This window comes from Shimia sediminis (assembly GCF_003990645.1).
Lineage (GTDB): Bacteria > Pseudomonadota > Alphaproteobacteria > Rhodobacterales > Rhodobacteraceae > Shimia > Shimia sediminis.
In genome coordinates this window covers 70,797-85,334 of sequence record NZ_RYZK01000007.1, presented here as the reverse complement: position 1 = coordinate 85,334, position 14,538 = coordinate 70,797, and the positions used below count along the sequence as shown (strand labels likewise).

The 14,538-nt window shown below is 60.6% G+C and carries 17 protein-coding genes; 4 read left to right on the top strand and 13 right to left on the bottom strand.

The window, feature by feature from the left end:
- Window positions 1-77 precede the first annotated feature (77 nt).
- On the top strand, window positions 78-680 hold the full coding sequence (locus EK369_RS15010; RefSeq protein WP_235871436.1) for a LuxR C-terminal-related transcriptional regulator: 603 nt from the start codon (window positions 78-80) through the stop codon (window positions 678-680).
- A 27-nt stretch (window positions 681-707) separates the two neighbouring features.
- On the opposite strand, the gene EK369_RS15005 is transcribed toward EK369_RS15010, so the two are convergent.
- From EK369_RS15005 to EK369_RS14980, 6 genes are all read right to left on the bottom strand, one after another.
- Window positions 708-1,748, bottom strand: coding sequence for a GGDEF domain-containing protein (locus EK369_RS15005; protein ID WP_127115088.1), 1,041 nt, complete (start codon window positions 1,746-1,748; stop codon window positions 708-710).
- 4 nt (window positions 1,749-1,752) lie between these two features.
- The gene (locus tag EK369_RS15000; protein ID WP_127115087.1) at window positions 1,753-2,340 is read right to left on the bottom strand and encodes a heme NO-binding domain-containing protein; all 588 of its coding nucleotides are present in this window, start codon (window positions 2,338-2,340) and stop codon (window positions 1,753-1,755) included.
- Between the two features lie 62 nt (window positions 2,341-2,402).
- Window positions 2,403-4,166, bottom strand: a complete 1,764-nt coding sequence (locus EK369_RS14995; RefSeq protein WP_127115086.1) for a DUF4153 domain-containing protein — start codon at window positions 4,164-4,166, stop codon at window positions 2,403-2,405.
- Between the two features lie 425 nt (window positions 4,167-4,591).
- Complete coding sequence (locus tag EK369_RS14990; protein ID WP_127115085.1) at window positions 4,592-6,154, bottom strand: trimethylamine methyltransferase family protein; 1,563 nt, start codon at window positions 6,152-6,154, stop codon at window positions 4,592-4,594.
- Window positions 6,155-6,345: 191 nt separating this feature from the next.
- A complete protein-coding gene (locus EK369_RS14985) occupies window positions 6,346-7,035 on the bottom strand; it encodes an HAD family hydrolase (protein ID WP_206198102.1) in 690 nt (229 codons plus the stop codon).
- Between the two features lie 86 nt (window positions 7,036-7,121).
- Window positions 7,122-7,406, bottom strand: a complete 285-nt coding sequence (locus EK369_RS14980; protein WP_206198100.1) for a DUF3572 domain-containing protein — start codon at window positions 7,404-7,406, stop codon at window positions 7,122-7,124.
- Window positions 7,407-7,485: 79 nt separating this feature from the next.
- On the opposite strand from EK369_RS14980, the gene EK369_RS14975 reads away from it, so the two are divergent.
- Window positions 7,486-8,907: a diguanylate cyclase gene (locus EK369_RS14975; protein ID WP_164727009.1), complete on the top strand. Its 1,422-nt coding sequence runs from the start codon at window positions 7,486-7,488 to the stop codon at window positions 8,905-8,907.
- A gap of 16 nt (window positions 8,908-8,923) precedes the next feature.
- On the opposite strand, the gene EK369_RS14970 is transcribed toward EK369_RS14975, so the two are convergent.
- The 4 genes from EK369_RS14970 to EK369_RS14955 form a co-directional block, all read right to left on the bottom strand.
- On the bottom strand, window positions 8,924-9,436 hold the full coding sequence (locus EK369_RS14970; protein WP_127115083.1) for a periplasmic heavy metal sensor: 513 nt from the start codon (window positions 9,434-9,436) through the stop codon (window positions 8,924-8,926).
- Window positions 9,437-9,439: 3 nt separating this feature from the next.
- Window positions 9,440-9,814 (bottom strand): hypothetical protein, encoded by a 375-nt coding sequence (locus EK369_RS14965; RefSeq protein WP_127115082.1) that lies wholly within the window; start codon window positions 9,812-9,814, stop codon window positions 9,440-9,442.
- Window positions 9,807-10,391, bottom strand: coding sequence for an RNA polymerase sigma factor (locus EK369_RS14960; RefSeq protein ID WP_127115081.1), 585 nt, complete (start codon window positions 10,389-10,391; stop codon window positions 9,807-9,809). Before EK369_RS14960 ends, EK369_RS14965 begins: the two co-directional genes overlap by 8 nt.
- A gap of 95 nt (window positions 10,392-10,486) precedes the next feature.
- A complete protein-coding gene (locus EK369_RS14955) occupies window positions 10,487-10,990 on the bottom strand; it encodes an EF-hand domain-containing protein (protein WP_127115080.1) in 504 nt (167 codons plus the stop codon).
- Between the two features lie 215 nt (window positions 10,991-11,205).
- On the opposite strand from EK369_RS14955, the gene EK369_RS14950 reads away from it, so the two are divergent.
- Together EK369_RS14950 and EK369_RS14945 are read left to right on the top strand one after the other, a co-directional pair.
- Entirely contained in the window at window positions 11,206-11,607 is a 402-nt protein-coding gene (locus EK369_RS14950) for a DUF983 domain-containing protein (RefSeq protein ID WP_127115079.1), read from the top strand.
- Window positions 11,608-11,634: 27 nt separating this feature from the next.
- The gene (locus EK369_RS14945; protein ID WP_127115078.1) at window positions 11,635-12,339 is read left to right on the top strand and encodes an NUDIX hydrolase; all 705 of its coding nucleotides are present in this window, start codon (window positions 11,635-11,637) and stop codon (window positions 12,337-12,339) included.
- Between the two features lie 155 nt (window positions 12,340-12,494).
- On the opposite strand, the gene EK369_RS14940 is transcribed toward EK369_RS14945, so the two are convergent.
- The 3 genes from EK369_RS14940 to EK369_RS14930 are packed head-to-tail and all read right to left on the bottom strand — an operon-like array spanning window position 12,495 to window position 14,519.
- Entirely contained in the window at window positions 12,495-13,394 is a 900-nt protein-coding gene (locus EK369_RS14940) for an EamA family transporter (RefSeq protein ID WP_127115077.1), read from the bottom strand.
- A gap of 20 nt (window positions 13,395-13,414) precedes the next feature.
- Window positions 13,415-14,323, bottom strand: coding sequence for a fatty acid desaturase (locus EK369_RS14935; protein WP_127115076.1), 909 nt, complete (start codon window positions 14,321-14,323; stop codon window positions 13,415-13,417).
- On the bottom strand, window positions 14,316-14,519 hold the full coding sequence (locus EK369_RS14930; protein WP_127115075.1) for a DUF2061 domain-containing protein: 204 nt from the start codon (window positions 14,517-14,519) through the stop codon (window positions 14,316-14,318). Before EK369_RS14930 ends, EK369_RS14935 begins: the two co-directional genes overlap by 8 nt.
- Between the last annotated feature and the right edge of the window lie 19 nt (window positions 14,520-14,538).

The window sequence follows — 14,538 nt, the reverse complement described above, 5'->3', positions numbered from 1 at the left end:
CACGCATTGCGCAGGCCAATTCCCTTGCGTATATTTCCGACGAAATGGTCTCAGACGACGCTTGGGCGTGCAATACTGTGGAAACACGTATCAATGATTGCTACCGGGAAGAACGCTTTGCGGAGCTGGCTTTTGCCTATGCGCCGGTCGGGTTGGTTGTGACCGAAAACCGGGTGATCCGCGACTGCAATATCGCCTTTGCGGCGATGTTCGGCTATGCGCCAGAAGAGCTGAAAGACAAAGTCTTTTCAATCCTTTACCCGACGGACGAAGAGTTCACCACCATCCGGGATCGCGGCATTCGCAAGCTGCGCGAAACCAACACCTATTGGGACGAGCGCATCATGGCGCGCAAGGATGGCACCCTGTTCTGGTGCCGGGTGCGGGGCCATTCTTTTACCCCTGATCAACCGCTGCAACGCGCGGTCTGGAGCTTTGCGGACCTGTCCGAGGTCCGCCCCTATCGCGATCTGACGCGACGGGAACGCGAGATTGTTTCCTATCTGGCGGACGGTTTGACCAGCAAGGAAATCGCGCTGAAGCTGGATTTGTCCTATCGCACGGTGGAAGTCTATCGCGCCAAACTGCTGAAAAAGTTTGGCGTCGCCAACTCAAGTGCTCTGTTTCATGCGCTGGGCGAAATTGACGGCGAGCATGTCGTCACAAAGGACAGCAAATAACCTTTGCATAGAGCGCGGCGCGGCGGCCTAATCGGCGTGTGCACCGGGCCCGTCAGGATCGGCGACAGGGGGCACCGGGGCCGAGGGCGTCTGGGTGGGATCAAAAAATCGGAACTGCGCACGCCCGTGATCCTTGCACAGATAGAGCGCCGCGTCGGCATTGGCGAGGATCTGTTCTTCGCTCAAAGGGGAAGACTCCGAAGACAGGGCAATGCCGATCGAGCATGATATCCTGCATTGCGCGTCCTTGTAGTTGACCGGTTCTTCAATGCGGTGAATCAGACGTTGCGCGATGTCGGACAGAAGATCGCGCCGGGTCAGACCCTCGAAGATCAGCACAAATTCATCCCCCCCGATCCGCGCCACGCAATCGCGGTCGCGGGTTTCTTCCACCAGCGCGCGTGCCACCTGTTGCAGCACCAGATCGCCGGCCGCGTGGCCATAGGTGTCATTCACCGCCTTGAAGTAATCGAGGTCCATCTGCATCAGCGCGAATCCGCTGCCCCGCTCGATCAGACGTGGCAGGATGTGATCCACCGCCCGACGATTCTTGAGCCCGGTCAGCGTGTCGGTAAAGGCCTGCTCCTCGGCGGCAATCATGGCCCCCTGCAGGCGCAGGTTCAGCTTGCGCGACGCCTCCATCGCGGCGGATTTCGCCTCGATCAGGTAGAGCATCTCGATGGTCAGATCAGTGGCGGCAAAGTCGGTTGACGCCAGGGCATAGTCACGCACCCCATCCATGATGGAAATACCGAAAGACAGGTTCACCACAGCGCCGTTGATCGCGCCATAGGGCATCAGTACCCCCTTGATGGAGGACCGCGGCTCGGCCCGTTTGCGCAGGTGCAGTTTCTCACCATGCGCCGCGAGAAGCTTCCTCATGTCGGCCACGTCGCGCGGTCGCAGCACCTCGAACATCTCGAGAAACCGCGCGCCGTCCAAATCTTCCTTGTGCCAAAGCTTGCCAAGGGTCGGGCCCGCGTGGATCACATGACCTGTGTCATTCAGAATCATGTGCATCGGACATATCACGTCCAGCACATCGGTTATGTCCTTGGAAACCTGCATCGCCCTACCCTGCCCGTGCCCCAAGATCAAAACTGCGCCCCTCGGCAAAGGCGGTCTCGATCAAGGTGATTTCGATCACCTCGCGCCCGTTCGTGATGCCCTGATGCTCCAGAAACACCAGCGCGCCGTAGTCGTCCGCGAGAGTGCGCAGGATGCCCATCATCACATGGCCAAACCCCTCGTGCCCGGACTCGCAAGTCAGAGAAAAGGCGTTCAGACCGTATTCGCGCAACTCCATGCGCGGCAGGTCCAGATCATCCACTGCCAAACGCGCGCGATCCGGCAACTCATCCAGAGAATGCAGGAACTCCACAAAGCTGACCCCGCCAAATCGCAGCAATCGTCGCAGCGCTTCGACATTCGGGTGAGACACCAGATAGGTGCCAATATCTTCCAGAACGGTTTCGCGCGGCACCGCCAGAGACCGCGCCGCGGCATCCAGAACCGTCCAGGTCAGGGCGTCGTCGTAGTGCAGCATGGCCTCAAAATCGGTGAACCCCATTTCGGCAATCTGAGTCACTTCAATCCAGCGATCACGGCCATAGCTGTCGCGAATGAAACATTGGATGGCCCTGTTGATCAGCCCATGCATGGTCTTGGTCCCTTCTGTCTCGGCAGTATGGGACCAGAGGGCTTAACAAAGCCCCAACATGATCAATTTTCAGGATTGAGTTCGCGCTCCCCCAACCACAGCGCATTGCGACTGCTGGGGCCAATGCGGAAATCTCCGTCAAGCACCCTCTGGACATCTTCGGGCTGCAGCCGCACAGAGCCGCCATAGGCCGGATCACGCAGGTAACCGCCCACCACCAGATCACCGTCGGCGTCGATCCAAACTGACAGGGCCTCGTATTCGCCACCGGTGGCCGGCAGGAACATCACGCCCTCCTGGGTTTCGTTTCGGGTGTCAAAATCCCCTTGCAACAGAACACATCCCGGCTGGTGGTCGCGCTCACAGGTCTGCACCCAGTCCTTGAGCCGAAAATCGGCCAGCGTTGTCACCGCGTCCAGCGGCAGGACAGACCCCTGTGGCACCATGTGCACCGCCGCAATCAACCGCTTGGGCAGATCCTCCCATTCCGGGTTGCCCAGACGTTCGCCAAAGGCATAAGGACTGTCTGTCGTGACAACGAGGGCAAGCGCCCGGTGCAGGTCCGGGTGATCGGCCTCGGGCAGGTCCGCAAGACGGTCGAGCGCCTGCTGCCCGGCCTTGCCCCACTCATGCGCCATTTCCCAGAGTGCCGCCTCGTGCGCGTCAACCTGACCGTTGACGTAGCGGGCAGCCTGGCTGCGGGCCGAAATCGTCTCGGCGCTGACAATGGGAATGAGCCAGAGGACACAGACCCCAAGCACAACGCTGGCAAGGATCATGTTGCCCTGGCGAATGCGGGCCATCCAGTCGCCACCACGCAGAACCGAAAGAAAGTACAACAGCGCATAAGCCATGACGATCACCGCCGCACTCATCGCGGCGAGCCTGTCCGGGGTCCAGCCGTATTGCGCCACTCGCAACCAAACCCCCCAGATCGCCAGCCCGGCAAGCACCGGTAACAACAGGGCCACGCCCCGCACCGCCCACTGCATCCAGGCCGCATGCACCGCATCGGCGTCGGATTTGTCCAGGGCCACGCTGACAAGGCTGATCGCGCCAATCGCCACCGCCATCATGGTGCCTGCGGGCGAGAGCCCGGCAAACAGCGTTTCGGGATCACTGAACGGCAAGGCCAGCACAAAGATCACCATCACCACCAGAAGCACCGGCAAGAGCAGGCGCAAGAGGTGCAGGAGCATGTAGGGCGAAAGATATTCGCGCATCTCCCAGACCACCCGCAGGGCAAGCCCAAAGACCGCCCCGATCAGGATATAGGGCATCGGCTCCAGCTCGATCAGCCATTCGATCCAATGGATCGAGACCAGCGACAACAGAGCGTCCGACAGGAACAAGACCAGCCAGAACACCCCAACGAACAGCCAGGCCGCAGTAAAGCGCACAACGATGGACCAGGAGAAATCAAACAGGTCGAGATAAGAATTCCAATACTGGCGATCCCAGACCCAGACGGCCACAAACGGCGTGCCAAGGCATAGGAACAGGATCCAGGCGATCACCGGAAAACCGGAGTTCAGGAAATCTTCGCTGCTGTGAAACCCCGTACTGGCCAATCCCAACAGCACGGCACCGGCCGCTGCCAGAACGGCAGCCCCCACCGCAGAACGCCCCAAAGGGGTCGGTCCCGATATCGCCAGCAGGATGGTAAAAAACCCGCCAACCGCCGCAACAAGCGTGATAAAAAGGTGCGGGTTTTGCACGAGGTCCGGCAGAACTTCGACCATGGCCCATGCGGCGACCCCGGCGATGGTGCCGGTGATTGTCATGGCCCCACGGCCCGCAAGAATAGCATTGTCCTGGGATGTCATGACGCCCTCCAGCCAAAGATCAGCGCCAGTCTAGGAGGCTTTGGCGCAAGGGGGTAGTCCTCACGTTGCGACGTCTGCGAGACTATTTGGGTTGCCCCCCTACACTCAGGGGGCAAAAGCTGCCCAGACTGCGCGCTCGCCGGAGGGCCAAGAAATTTCGAAATTTCTTGCCAAAACTCTTCCAAGAGTTTTGCACCGAACGCACGGTTAACGCAGCGCCCGTCTGTGCAGAACACCGACGCAGTACCGACGTGATACCGACGTCATACAGACCCCGGTTTTGGCCTTTAACCCCAGGTTTATTTGGGTGAGTCGCGCCGCGCATCACCACAGAGGTCGCGCGCGTCGTTTACGAACGATTTACCACTTCGCCAGCCGCACAGGCTTCCCGTTCCCGCCCCGGACAGGTCCTGAGGATCGTGGCCTCAGAAATCCGTGGGCGCGCCGCCTTCTTCCTTGCGTTTGGCAACAAAGGCCGCAAGCTCTTCACGGATGGCTTCGTCCATCGGCGGAGCCTCGAAGGTGTCGATGATCTGCTGATAGATGTTATGCGCGCGCTCGGGGGTCCAGACGCTGCCCGCATCCTCCCAGGCCTCGTAGTTGCGCCAGTCCGAGACAAAGGGCTGATAAAAGGCGGTGGTATAGCGATCCTGTGTGTGCTGAATGCCAAAGAAGTGCCCGGCATTGCCCACGGATTTGATCGCATCCAGTGCAATTTCATCCGGGCCGGTAGCCCAGACTTCGGGCTCCATGTAGCGCTGGATCATCTGCAGCACTTCGCAGTCCATGATGAATTTCTCAGGGCTTGCGATCAGACCACCCTCTAGCCAGCCTGCCGCGTGATAGACCATGTTGGCCCCCGACTGCACGGCGGACCAGAGGCTGTTCGAAGTCTCCCACATGGCCTGTCCGTCGGGCACATTGGCGGCACAGACGCCGCTGGCGCGCATCGGCAGATCATAGAACCGCGCCATCTGACCAGTCATCTGCGTGGCGCGCATGTACTCCGGCGTGCCAAAGGCGGGTGCCCCCGACTTCATATCGACGTTCGAGGTAAAGGTGCCGATGGCACAGGCCGCACCGGGGCGGATGTATTGCGCCAGCGCCACGGCACAAAGCCCTTCGGCCAGCGATTGCGCCACGGCGCCTGACATGGTGACCGGCGCCATGGCGCCTGCCAGCGTAAAGGGGGTCACCACAAGGCCTTGGTTGCGCCGCGCAAGGCGCATCCAGCCATCCATCATCGGCTCGTCATGCTTGAGCGGCGAGGTCGAGTTGATGTTGGTGTACATCTTGGGGCTGGCCTCGAACTCTTCATGTGTCCAGCCGCCCGAAATGCGCACCATTTCCATGGCGTCTTCGACACGCTCTTTGCCCAATGCGTAGGTATGCGCCACCTTGTCCGTCAGAGTCAGCTTGTCATACATCACGTCGAGGTGGCGGATACTGGCGTGGATGTCCTGTGGCTCCACCGGATAGCCGCCAACAAAGTGGATACAGTTGAAGTATTGGCTCAGCTTGAACAGGTTGGCACACATGTCGCGCGTGCCCGGTACCTTGCGGCCCAGGTTCATGTCCCAGTAGTTGGGCGGTGACGAGACGTTGCCGAACAGGATGTGGTTGTCGCCCATCGTGATCTGCCGCTCGGGGTTGCGTGGTGTCAGTGTCCACGAGGACGGCGCCTTGGCCACCATCTCCATGACAAAGTCACGCCCCATGCGCACGTTGTCCCCGGTGACGGTACAGCCGGCTTCTTTCAGCAGATCGCGCGCTTCGGTGTTGTAGAATTCGATGCCGACCTCTTCGAGAATACGCATCGCGCCGTCATGCACCGCCTGGACACCTTCCGCGCTCAGCGGCTCGGTCGGGCGGTCCATATTGACCGGTTGGCGCCAAGGCATCTGTTCGATGACACCTGAACTGCCCCGCCGCGCTGCATTGCCTGCGCGCCCGCCGCCGCGCCGTTTGCGTCCCGCCTGATCACTCATGACACTCTCCCTGAGCCCTGGTTTCCTCCAAGAAACACCACTCTCTCATGTGCAAATTGCGCCTTTGCGACAGAAGCTGTCGTTTTCGGCGACCGAATGGGGTCATCTTTTCGAAAAACGCCAAAGGGCCGCCAGAAGCCTGCTGCTTTTGGCGTCGGGGCTGTGCCCCGGTCCTGACGTTTTGAGTGTCTTCAGGTGGCGAGCCAGCCGGGGATGTGACCGATGTTCGGGAACACCACGTCCGCATAGGGCGCCAGTTCCGCCTCGGTCGCCATGCCTGTCAGCACGGCAATCGTCTGCATGCCCGCCCGATGGCCAGCGATCAGATCGTGGGTGCTGTCGCCCACCATGGCCACCCGCTCAGGCGCCAGACCAAAGCGGTCGGAAAACGCCAACAAAGGTCCGGGATCAGGCTTGGCCCCAAAGCCGCTGTCAAACCCAAGAATTAGATCGAAGTGCCCGTCCACGCCAACACTGCCAAGATGCGCGCGAGCCGCAAATTCGGTGTCGTTGGTCATCACCCCCAGCCGCAACCCGTGCTGCGATAGCCCGTCGAGAAAGGGCGCGAGCGGCACCGCCTCCATCAGCGGCGCCGTTGAAGCAGCGTGCATCAGAGTGGTTTCCAGTTCCGCGACCTCGCGGTGAGGCATGGCGCGCGCCACGGCCTCGGCGGCATCCCGATTTGTACCAGCAATGATGGCGCTGTGCGGCAGAAAGGTCTGGCGCGCCAGATCATAGTCCAGCTCTTGCGCAATGCGCTCTGCCAGATCGCTGTCCCCTTCGGCCATTTCCGGGATCATGCGCGCAGCCCATGTATTCCACGTGGCCCCGAAATCAAACAGGGTGCCGTCCTTGTCAAACAATAGTCCGTCTACGCGCATCAGGTTGGGTCCGCTTGTTGTTTCGGCTTCACCCTGCCCGCCTCTGCCGCCCGAGACAAGAGCCATTCTTGGGCATTTGATGCCGTTCAGGTCCAGTGCCGCCCGGCTTCCCCGGCCAGAACGTTGCGTGCCATCAACGGCGCGTCATAGGCATGACCGCTGGTGTCGCAAAAGGACATGACCCAGGCGTCGTCCATGGTCAGGAATTCGAGCACCGAGATCTGGAAAGCGCGATCCCCGGCCTGCGCCCTGAGATCGTCTGCGGCGGCCCCGGTGGCACCCAGAAACACCCCCACGAGGTCGTCATTGCCCACCAGCCAGGCCAGTGCCTGAAGCGCAAGAACCTGCGCGGCCTCTTCATTCATTGCCATTTTCATCACTTTCGAAATCATTTCTTAACCAATGCGAATACAAACTGAATCAACTTCTATGCAAGCACCAGGTTGCTCCATGCCAGGCAAGATTCTGATCCTCGACAGCGTTCCAACGAACCGCATTGTGCTCAAGGTCAAACTGTCTGCCGCCTTTTACCAGGTGGTTCAGGCAAACACCCTGAAAGACGCACAGCTATTGATCCGCCGGGGTTTGCCGGACCTGATCCTGATCGGCACGGCGGCCGCGGGGGACGACGATGGGCTGGCGGCCTGCAAGGCGCTGAAAAAGGCCGCTCCGAGCGCGGGGATCCCCCTGTTGATGATGTCGGATGATTCCTCGCGTGCCTTTCGTAAACAGGCCCTCGAGGCTGGTGCGGATCATGTCTTTGCCAAACCGGTCGACGAATCCGCATTGCTGGCGCGTATCCGCGCTCTGCTTAGGCTGCGCGAGGGTGAAGAAGACGTCGCCCTGCCGCATCGCACTTCGCAGGCTCTCGGATTTGCCGAGGCACAGGCCGGGTTTGACGGCCCGGCGCAGGTGTTGTTTGCCACGCCGGACAGCCGTACGGCGCTGACATGGCGCAATCGGTTGAAACCCTTGGTCCCCTATCACATGGCTCACAAACCGGTCAGCGAAGCGCTGCGGGGGATCGGGCGCCTGTCTTCGCCCGACAGTTTCGTGATCGCGCTGGACGAAAAAGCACCCGAAGACGGTTTGCGCCTGTTGGCCGAGATTCGCGCCCGTGCGGCGACACGCCATTCGGGTGTTTTGATCATTCTGCCCCCCGGCTGTGACCGGGCCGAGGTGGACGCGCTGGATCTGGGCGCCAGCGATGTGATGGAGGATGGGTTCGACGCCGAGGAAATGGCCCTGCGTCTGGCCACGATCATCAAACGCAAGCGGTTTCGCGACGGGCTTCGCCAGAACCTGCGCGATGGGCTGGAGGCCGCGGTGACCGACCCGCTGACCGGTTTGTATAACCGTCGTTATGCGCTGCCCCATCTGGAACGCCTGGCCGAATTCAGTGCCCACGGCAACCGCAATTTTGCGGTAATGGTGGCGGACCTGGATCACTTCAAGGCGATCAATGACCGCTACGGGCATGCCGCCGGTGATGCTGTGCTGGTCAATGTGGCCCATCGTCTGCGCGACGGTCTGAGGCCGGTCGATCTCTTGGCGCGGATCGGAGGAGAAGAGTTTCTAATCGTGCTGCCTGCCACCTCTCGCGCAGTTGCCAGCGCAAAAGCCGCCGAGCTTTGCCGCTTGATCGGCGAGACGCCGGTGACGCTCAAGAAAAAGGACCTGTGTATTCCTGTGACGGTCAGTATTGGCGTCGCTATGGCCCGCGACCACCTCAACGCAGTGGACGCAAGTGGCGCGGCGCTGTTGGAAGAGGCGGATCAGGCGCTCTACCGGGCCAAGTCAACGGGACGCAATCAGGTCTTGCTGACCGGTCCCGGTAATGCCGGTGGCAGCGCCGCAGCCGCCAGGCAGTGACAACACTGCTCAGGATCTAGTGATCCTTGCGCACCGATTTCTTGCGCCATTCTTTCGGGTTATCCAAAATATCACGCAGACGCGCTGCATAGGACTTGCGATCTTCCAGGTTCATGCCCGCGACCTTGTTGATCCAGGCATCCTGCGCAATCTGTCTGCGTTGTGACATACGATCATCCAAGGCAGCCCCCGCCGCGCGCAAAGCGTCGGTATCCACCGGATCGGCTTCGATCATATCCGCAATCCGTTGGTAGTGGGCCTTGTCTTTCTCGGCCCTGGCTGCGCGATCTCCGAGTGCGCGCGAGGCCTTGCGGATGGATTTGCCGATGTCACGGCGGTCAGCACGATCCAAAGCGCTGATAATCGGCAGGCCGTCAGGCCCTGACATATGTGGTGGACCGGACTTGCCAAAGCGCAGAGCTGCACCGCCAATCAGACCGATCACCACGAGGTTCATGGTCAGTGACAGGACCAGCACCACCCGGAGCCAGCGTTTCATACCCAGTTTTTTGGGGATTTCAGTGCTCATGGCTTACAAGTCCTCGTCGTCAATGAATTCACCGGTTTCAAGATAGGTGAGGTAAAGTTCGGCATCCCCGGTCACCAGATTACTGAGACCATAGGGCAGCATTGTCGTGGAAGCGCTGAAGCCGATCCAGACGCTTGCCATCGTGGCCGCAGCCAAACCTGTCAGCGACGGCCATCCGCCGATCACCGTCACGAATTGCTGCCAGCGACCGGGGCGCCGAACGCGCGTGGTGTCGAACGCCTCTGCGGTGGGCTGCTCGGCTTCAGCATCGGCCAGCACCCGCGCCAGCAGATCGGGTGGCGGCGCCTGGCGCGTGTCGCTCCGCGCCGCAGCAAAGAGGTCGTCCAGCATGGTGTTGTCGCGATCTTTCTCAGTCATCGTGATACCCCAGTTCTTCGCGCCGCCCAGCCAAAGCCGCAGCCAGCGCCCGTTTTCCCCGCGCCGTGAGGCTTTCCACCGCCTCGACGCTGATTTCCATTACCTCGGCAATCTCCGGGTTGGTAAACCCTTCGATGTGGCGCAGCACCACGGCCTGCCGCTGCCGGTCTGGCAGGCTGCCCAGGGCTTCCTGCAACGCATCAACCCGAGCACGTTCCTGCATCTGCTCGGCCGGCGAGGCCGCGCCATCCTCTGGTTCCGGCACCGCATCCAATGCCACCCCTCGCCGCTTGCGCAGACGATCAGTGCAAAGGTTGGCGACCACGCGATAAAGCCATGTGGTGACCTGTGCCTCGCCCTGCCGCCACTCAGGAGCGATCTTCCACAGTCGCAATAGCGCTTCCTGTGCGACATCCTCGGCCTCGGCCCGGTCCCCCAGCAGACGGTTGGCATGGCCAAAGACCCGCGGTGTCAGCCGCAGCGTCAATGCCCGCGCCGCCGCGGCATCCCCGTTGGCATAAAGCACCAGCAACGCCTCGTCGGGTATGTCTTTTTCTGCATCAAACGGCATCTGCATGGTTCCGTTGGCCTAGCCTCTTTCCGGCACCTTGGCAATTCTTGCGACCCCCGGGCACTGTTGGGGACATATGCGCCCGGGGATCAAGTTGGGGCTTAGTTCTCGGCCTGGCCTTGACGTTTGCCCCATTTGCCCTTGCCGCGATGCTCGGCCATTTTCTCCTTGGCGGCGTTGAATTCCGCCTCGGAAATCACGCCATCACCGTCGGTGTCAAAGCGGCCGAACATCTTGTCCTGACGCTTTTCGTTAGGACGCATTTCCTCAAGGCTCAGCTGGCCGTCACCGTCTGTGTCCTTGCGCTCCATCATGCGGGCGCCGAACTTGTCAAAGCGGGCTTCCATTTGCTTCAGCATCTGGGCCTTCATCTCGTCCTGAGACAGGAAGCCATCACCATTCGTATCGGCGTCGCTGAACCGCTTTTCGCCCTGGGCCTGCATCTCTTCGCGGGTCACCTGGCCGTCGCCATCGAGATCCAGCTCGGAAAACTCCATCGGCATCGGCATCGGCCCGCGCGGCCCCATGCCCTTGGCCTGAACTGAGATGGCCGTAACGCCAACGGCTGCGGCGACAACGCCGGAAATAATCAGTGCTCGTTTCATAGTCTTGCTCCTTTGCGTTTCCTTAGAAACCAGCTTCATCAACTGGCTTTCGAGAGGTAAAACGCAGCACCAATCGGTTTCCGTCGCATTTTTTTCGCGATCGTGTACAAAACTTTACAAGACAATTTGCGACATCGGGACGCGGGGCGGATTTGTCCCCTTTTATTGAGACAATCGCAGTCTCATGTTCTCCCCCTGGGACACGCGAGGACAAAATGACTGACATGACTGTCGATATAGATCAGCCCGAAGAGCGCACACTTCGGCCTGCCCTATTCAAGGGGTGGCGCCGAAAATGCCCGAACTGTGGCAACGGCCCCCTCCTGAAGGGGTACCTGAAAGTGCGCGAAAACTGCTCGGTTTGCCGTGAGGATTTCACTCCGCAGCGCGCCGATGATGGGCCAGCTTACCTGACCATCCTGATTGTGGGTCACCTGATGGCCCCACTGTTGCATATCGTGTTTGTGACCTGGCGGCCTGAACCGCTCATCATGTTCACGATTTTTGCGGTTGGATGCGTGGCGCTTTCCCTCTACCTTCTGCCAAGACTGAAGGGGGTTGTGGTTGCCTTTCAATGGGCCCGGCGCATGCATGGGTTCGACCGAAAAGCCCCCTGATCTCCACATAAGACGCCCGGGGGCAGAATGACCGTAGACAAGACAGCGATCCGCAATGCGGCAACCGTAATCGTGCTGCGTGATCGCGCCAGTGATCCGCATATCCTGATGGGACAACGTGGCGCCAAGGCGGCGTTCATGCCCAACAAGTTCGTCTTTCCGGGCGGGGCCGTGGACAAGGCCGACGCTGACATTCCCCTGGCGGGGCCGGTGCCTGGCTTGTGTCTTGAGCGTTTGCAGGAACAATCCGACCCTGGTATGGCGCATCCCCTGGCTGTCGCGGCGGTCAGAGAACTCTGGGAAGAAACCGGGCAGATCATCGGGCAAAAAGGGTCCTGGGACATCACACCGCCCGAGGATTGGGTGAGTTATGCGGAAACCGGCCATGTGCCTTCGGGCCACGCGCTGCAGTTTGTGTTCCGCGCCATCACGCCCCCCGGCCGTCCGCGCCGCTTTGACGCGCGGTTCTTCCTGCTGGATGCCGCGGAACTGGCCAGCGATCCGGATGACTTTGGGCAGGCCTGTGATGAGCTGTCCCACCTGCAGTGGATTCCGTTGCAGAAGGCGCGGGAGTTCGATCTGCCCTTTATCACCGAGGTCGTTCTGGCCGAGGTGGAGGCGCGGGTCGACAACCCAGGCCCGCCGGAAATCGTGCCATTCTTTCGCAACACCGACGAAGAAGCGCTGTTCATGCAGCTCAAAGGGCGCATGCCCGATTGGCGCGACGAATAAGCGAGGCTCCCGCCAGGTTGACTCTGCATCAGAGATGCAGTGCACCCTGTTGGGCATGGCTCAGCATAGCTGAGCCTGTGGAGGGGCGCTGCCCCTTTTGGCCTGCGGCCAATTCACCCCGGAGTATTTTTGGCGAAATGAAGGCCTGGATCGGCCTAGAGCCACAGGACCAGGGCAAAGATTGACCCTGACAGCAGTGCCATGCCAAGCCATTCGCGCAGAGTAATCTTTTCGCGGAAGAACAGCACCGAGGCCAGGATGGCAAAGATCAGTTCGACCTGCCCCACGGCTTTGACGTAAGCGGCGTTCTGCAGTGTGAAGGCCGTGAACCAGCTGAAAGAACCAGCCATGCTGGTCAGGCCGATCCATCCGGCGGTTCTCCAGGCGGCCATGACGCGGGCGATTTCCCGGGGTTCGCGTATCGAAAGCCACAAGGCCATCCCCAGAGTCTGCAGCGTTGTGACCGCCGCAAGAGTCACCAGCGCCCGGAGCAGTGGCGCATCCGCGGCCACCTCGAGCGACGCGCCGCGATAACAGACGGCGGACACGCCAAACAACGCCCCGGCAAACAGACCCAACGCAGCCGAGGGACTGAGCAAGCGTCGCCACAGGGCGCCTGTACGTTCGACCGGGCCGGAGAGTATCAGAACGCCCGTGACGCCGATCAGAATGGCAATCAGCCCGAGCTGGCTGAGCACATCCCCCAGAAGAACCAGCCCGACCAGAGCAGTCATCAGGACTTCGACCTTGATGAAGGTGATGCCCACCGCAAAGTTGCGCCGACCGAACAAGAGGACCGTACAAACGGTGGCGGTGATTTGCGCCGCCCCCCCAAAAGCACCATAGACCCAAAAGGACATGCCGGGGGCAGACAGCTGTGCCCCAGCCAGGAGACACAGGCCCAGCGCCAGAACTGCCAAGGGCGCAGAGTAAACAAACCGCGCGAACGTGGCCCCTGCCGCAGAGAGGGTGGCCTGGGCGAGGTGCTTTTGCAGCATGAAACGCACTGTCTGGAACAGCGCGGCAGCCAAAGAGGCGACAATCCAGAAATCCATGCCGCCCTTAGATCATGGGGTCAGTCGCGAGGCCAGAGCGGATGCGGCACCGGGTCTTTGGCCTTGAAGAAATAGCGGCTGAAAATCTCTGCGTAAGAGCGGTAGTAGTAGCTGTCGTTGCGGCTGAGATAGCGCTCGCGATGTTCACGAAAGAGCCTGGGCAGATTGTACCAGGCGACACGCGGGTGCATGTGATGCACCACGTGCAGCGAATTGTAGAGGAATATCCAGGCCAGCGGCCCATGGTCTTCGATGATGACCGTGCGTCCCCGTGCGCGCTCGTGCGCCTGATGCTCGAGGAAGGTGCGGATTTTCAGGATGGAGAGCGCCACATAGGCCGACAGCAGATAGGCCCAGATTGGCAGCGCTGACACAGCGACCATCCACCAGATGGCCACCCCCACAGCCGGAACGTGCCAGAGCCATCCACGCAGCGCGGCGCCATCTCCGCTGCGGATGGCTTTCCAGTCCCCTGCCATAAAACAGACCTGCCCCAGCGCCGGGCCAATCAGCAACCGCCCAAGAAGCGTGTTGTTGAACCGGCGCAACCCTTTCAACCAGCGTGGCATGTCCTGCCAGACCGCAGGGTCGAGATAGTTGGTCTCGGGGTCGTCATAGGGGTCGGTCAGGATCGAATCCTGATGATGCGCAAGATGCGTGTCGCGAAAGCGGTAATAGGGAATGGCCAACCCAATGGCCGGAAGCACCATCAGGTCGCTCAAACGCTGATTGCGGAAGGGATGGCCGTGCAAAACCTCATGGGTGAGGGACGAATGCAGCGCAATCGCGAGTGTCGTTAACAGGATGCCCAGTGGCAGAAACAGTGTGGTGGCCCAGGTCGTTCCAATGACGAATGTTCCGTAACACAGGATCAGCATGGCCAGTGTAGGCCATTCAACAGCGGGTCTTTTGTGGCGCGGATCAGACATGACGCCCCCACCGCACGTGGGACCAAACCCGTTCATAGACCAGATAGAGCGTGAACCCGATCGCAGTATTTATCAACGCCATCGCGCCGCCAACAGCCACCGAGCCGGTGGCCAGCAGCCCCACGAGGCTCATCATCAGCAACCCCATCAGGTTCCAGATCACTGCTTTGACCAATGACCGCTTTCGGGTTTCCATTTTTACTCTCATCCTCTTG

Excerpts from the sequence above, each read along its gene's own strand:
- EK369_RS14975 (WP_164727009.1), top strand. The coding sequence starts at position 7,486 with ATGCCAGGCAAGATTCTGATCCTCGACAGCGTTCCAACGAACCGCATT.
- EK369_RS14940 (WP_127115077.1), bottom strand. The coding sequence starts at position 13,394 with ATGGATTTCTGGATTGTCGCCTCTTTGGCTGCCGCGCTGTTCCAGACA.
- EK369_RS14995 (WP_127115086.1), bottom strand. The coding sequence starts at position 4,166 with ATGACATCCCAGGACAATGCTATTCTTGCGGGCCGTGGGGCCATGACA.
- EK369_RS14950 (WP_127115079.1), top strand. The coding sequence starts at position 11,206 with ATGACTGACATGACTGTCGATATAGATCAGCCCGAAGAGCGCACACTT.
- EK369_RS14935 (WP_127115076.1), bottom strand. The coding sequence starts at position 14,323 with ATGTCTGATCCGCGCCACAAAAGACCCGCTGTTGAATGGCCTACACTG.
- EK369_RS14930 (WP_127115075.1), bottom strand. The coding sequence starts at position 14,519 with ATGGAAACCCGAAAGCGGTCATTGGTCAAAGCAGTGATCTGGAACCTG.
- EK369_RS14965 (WP_127115082.1), bottom strand. The coding sequence starts at position 9,814 with ATGACTGAGAAAGATCGCGACAACACCATGCTGGACGACCTCTTTGCT.
- EK369_RS15005 (WP_127115088.1), bottom strand. The coding sequence starts at position 1,748 with ATGCAGGTTTCCAAGGACATAACCGATGTGCTGGACGTGATATGTCCG.
- EK369_RS15000 (WP_127115087.1), bottom strand. The coding sequence starts at position 2,340 with ATGCATGGGCTGATCAACAGGGCCATCCAATGTTTCATTCGCGACAGC.
- EK369_RS14970 (WP_127115083.1), bottom strand. The coding sequence starts at position 9,436 with ATGAGCACTGAAATCCCCAAAAAACTGGGTATGAAACGCTGGCTCCGG.
- EK369_RS14990 (WP_127115085.1), bottom strand. The coding sequence starts at position 6,154 with ATGAGTGATCAGGCGGGACGCAAACGGCGCGGCGGCGGGCGCGCAGGC.
- EK369_RS14960 (WP_127115081.1), bottom strand. The coding sequence starts at position 10,391 with ATGCAGATGCCGTTTGATGCAGAAAAAGACATACCCGACGAGGCGTTG.
- EK369_RS14980 (WP_206198100.1), bottom strand. The coding sequence starts at position 7,406 with ATGGCAATGAATGAAGAGGCCGCGCAGGTTCTTGCGCTTCAGGCACTG.
- EK369_RS14945 (WP_127115078.1), top strand. The coding sequence starts at position 11,635 with ATGACCGTAGACAAGACAGCGATCCGCAATGCGGCAACCGTAATCGTG.
- EK369_RS14985 (WP_206198102.1), bottom strand. The coding sequence starts at position 7,035 with ATGCGCGTAGACGGACTATTGTTTGACAAGGACGGCACCCTGTTTGAT.
- EK369_RS14955 (WP_127115080.1), bottom strand. The coding sequence starts at position 10,990 with ATGAAACGAGCACTGATTATTTCCGGCGTTGTCGCCGCAGCCGTTGGC.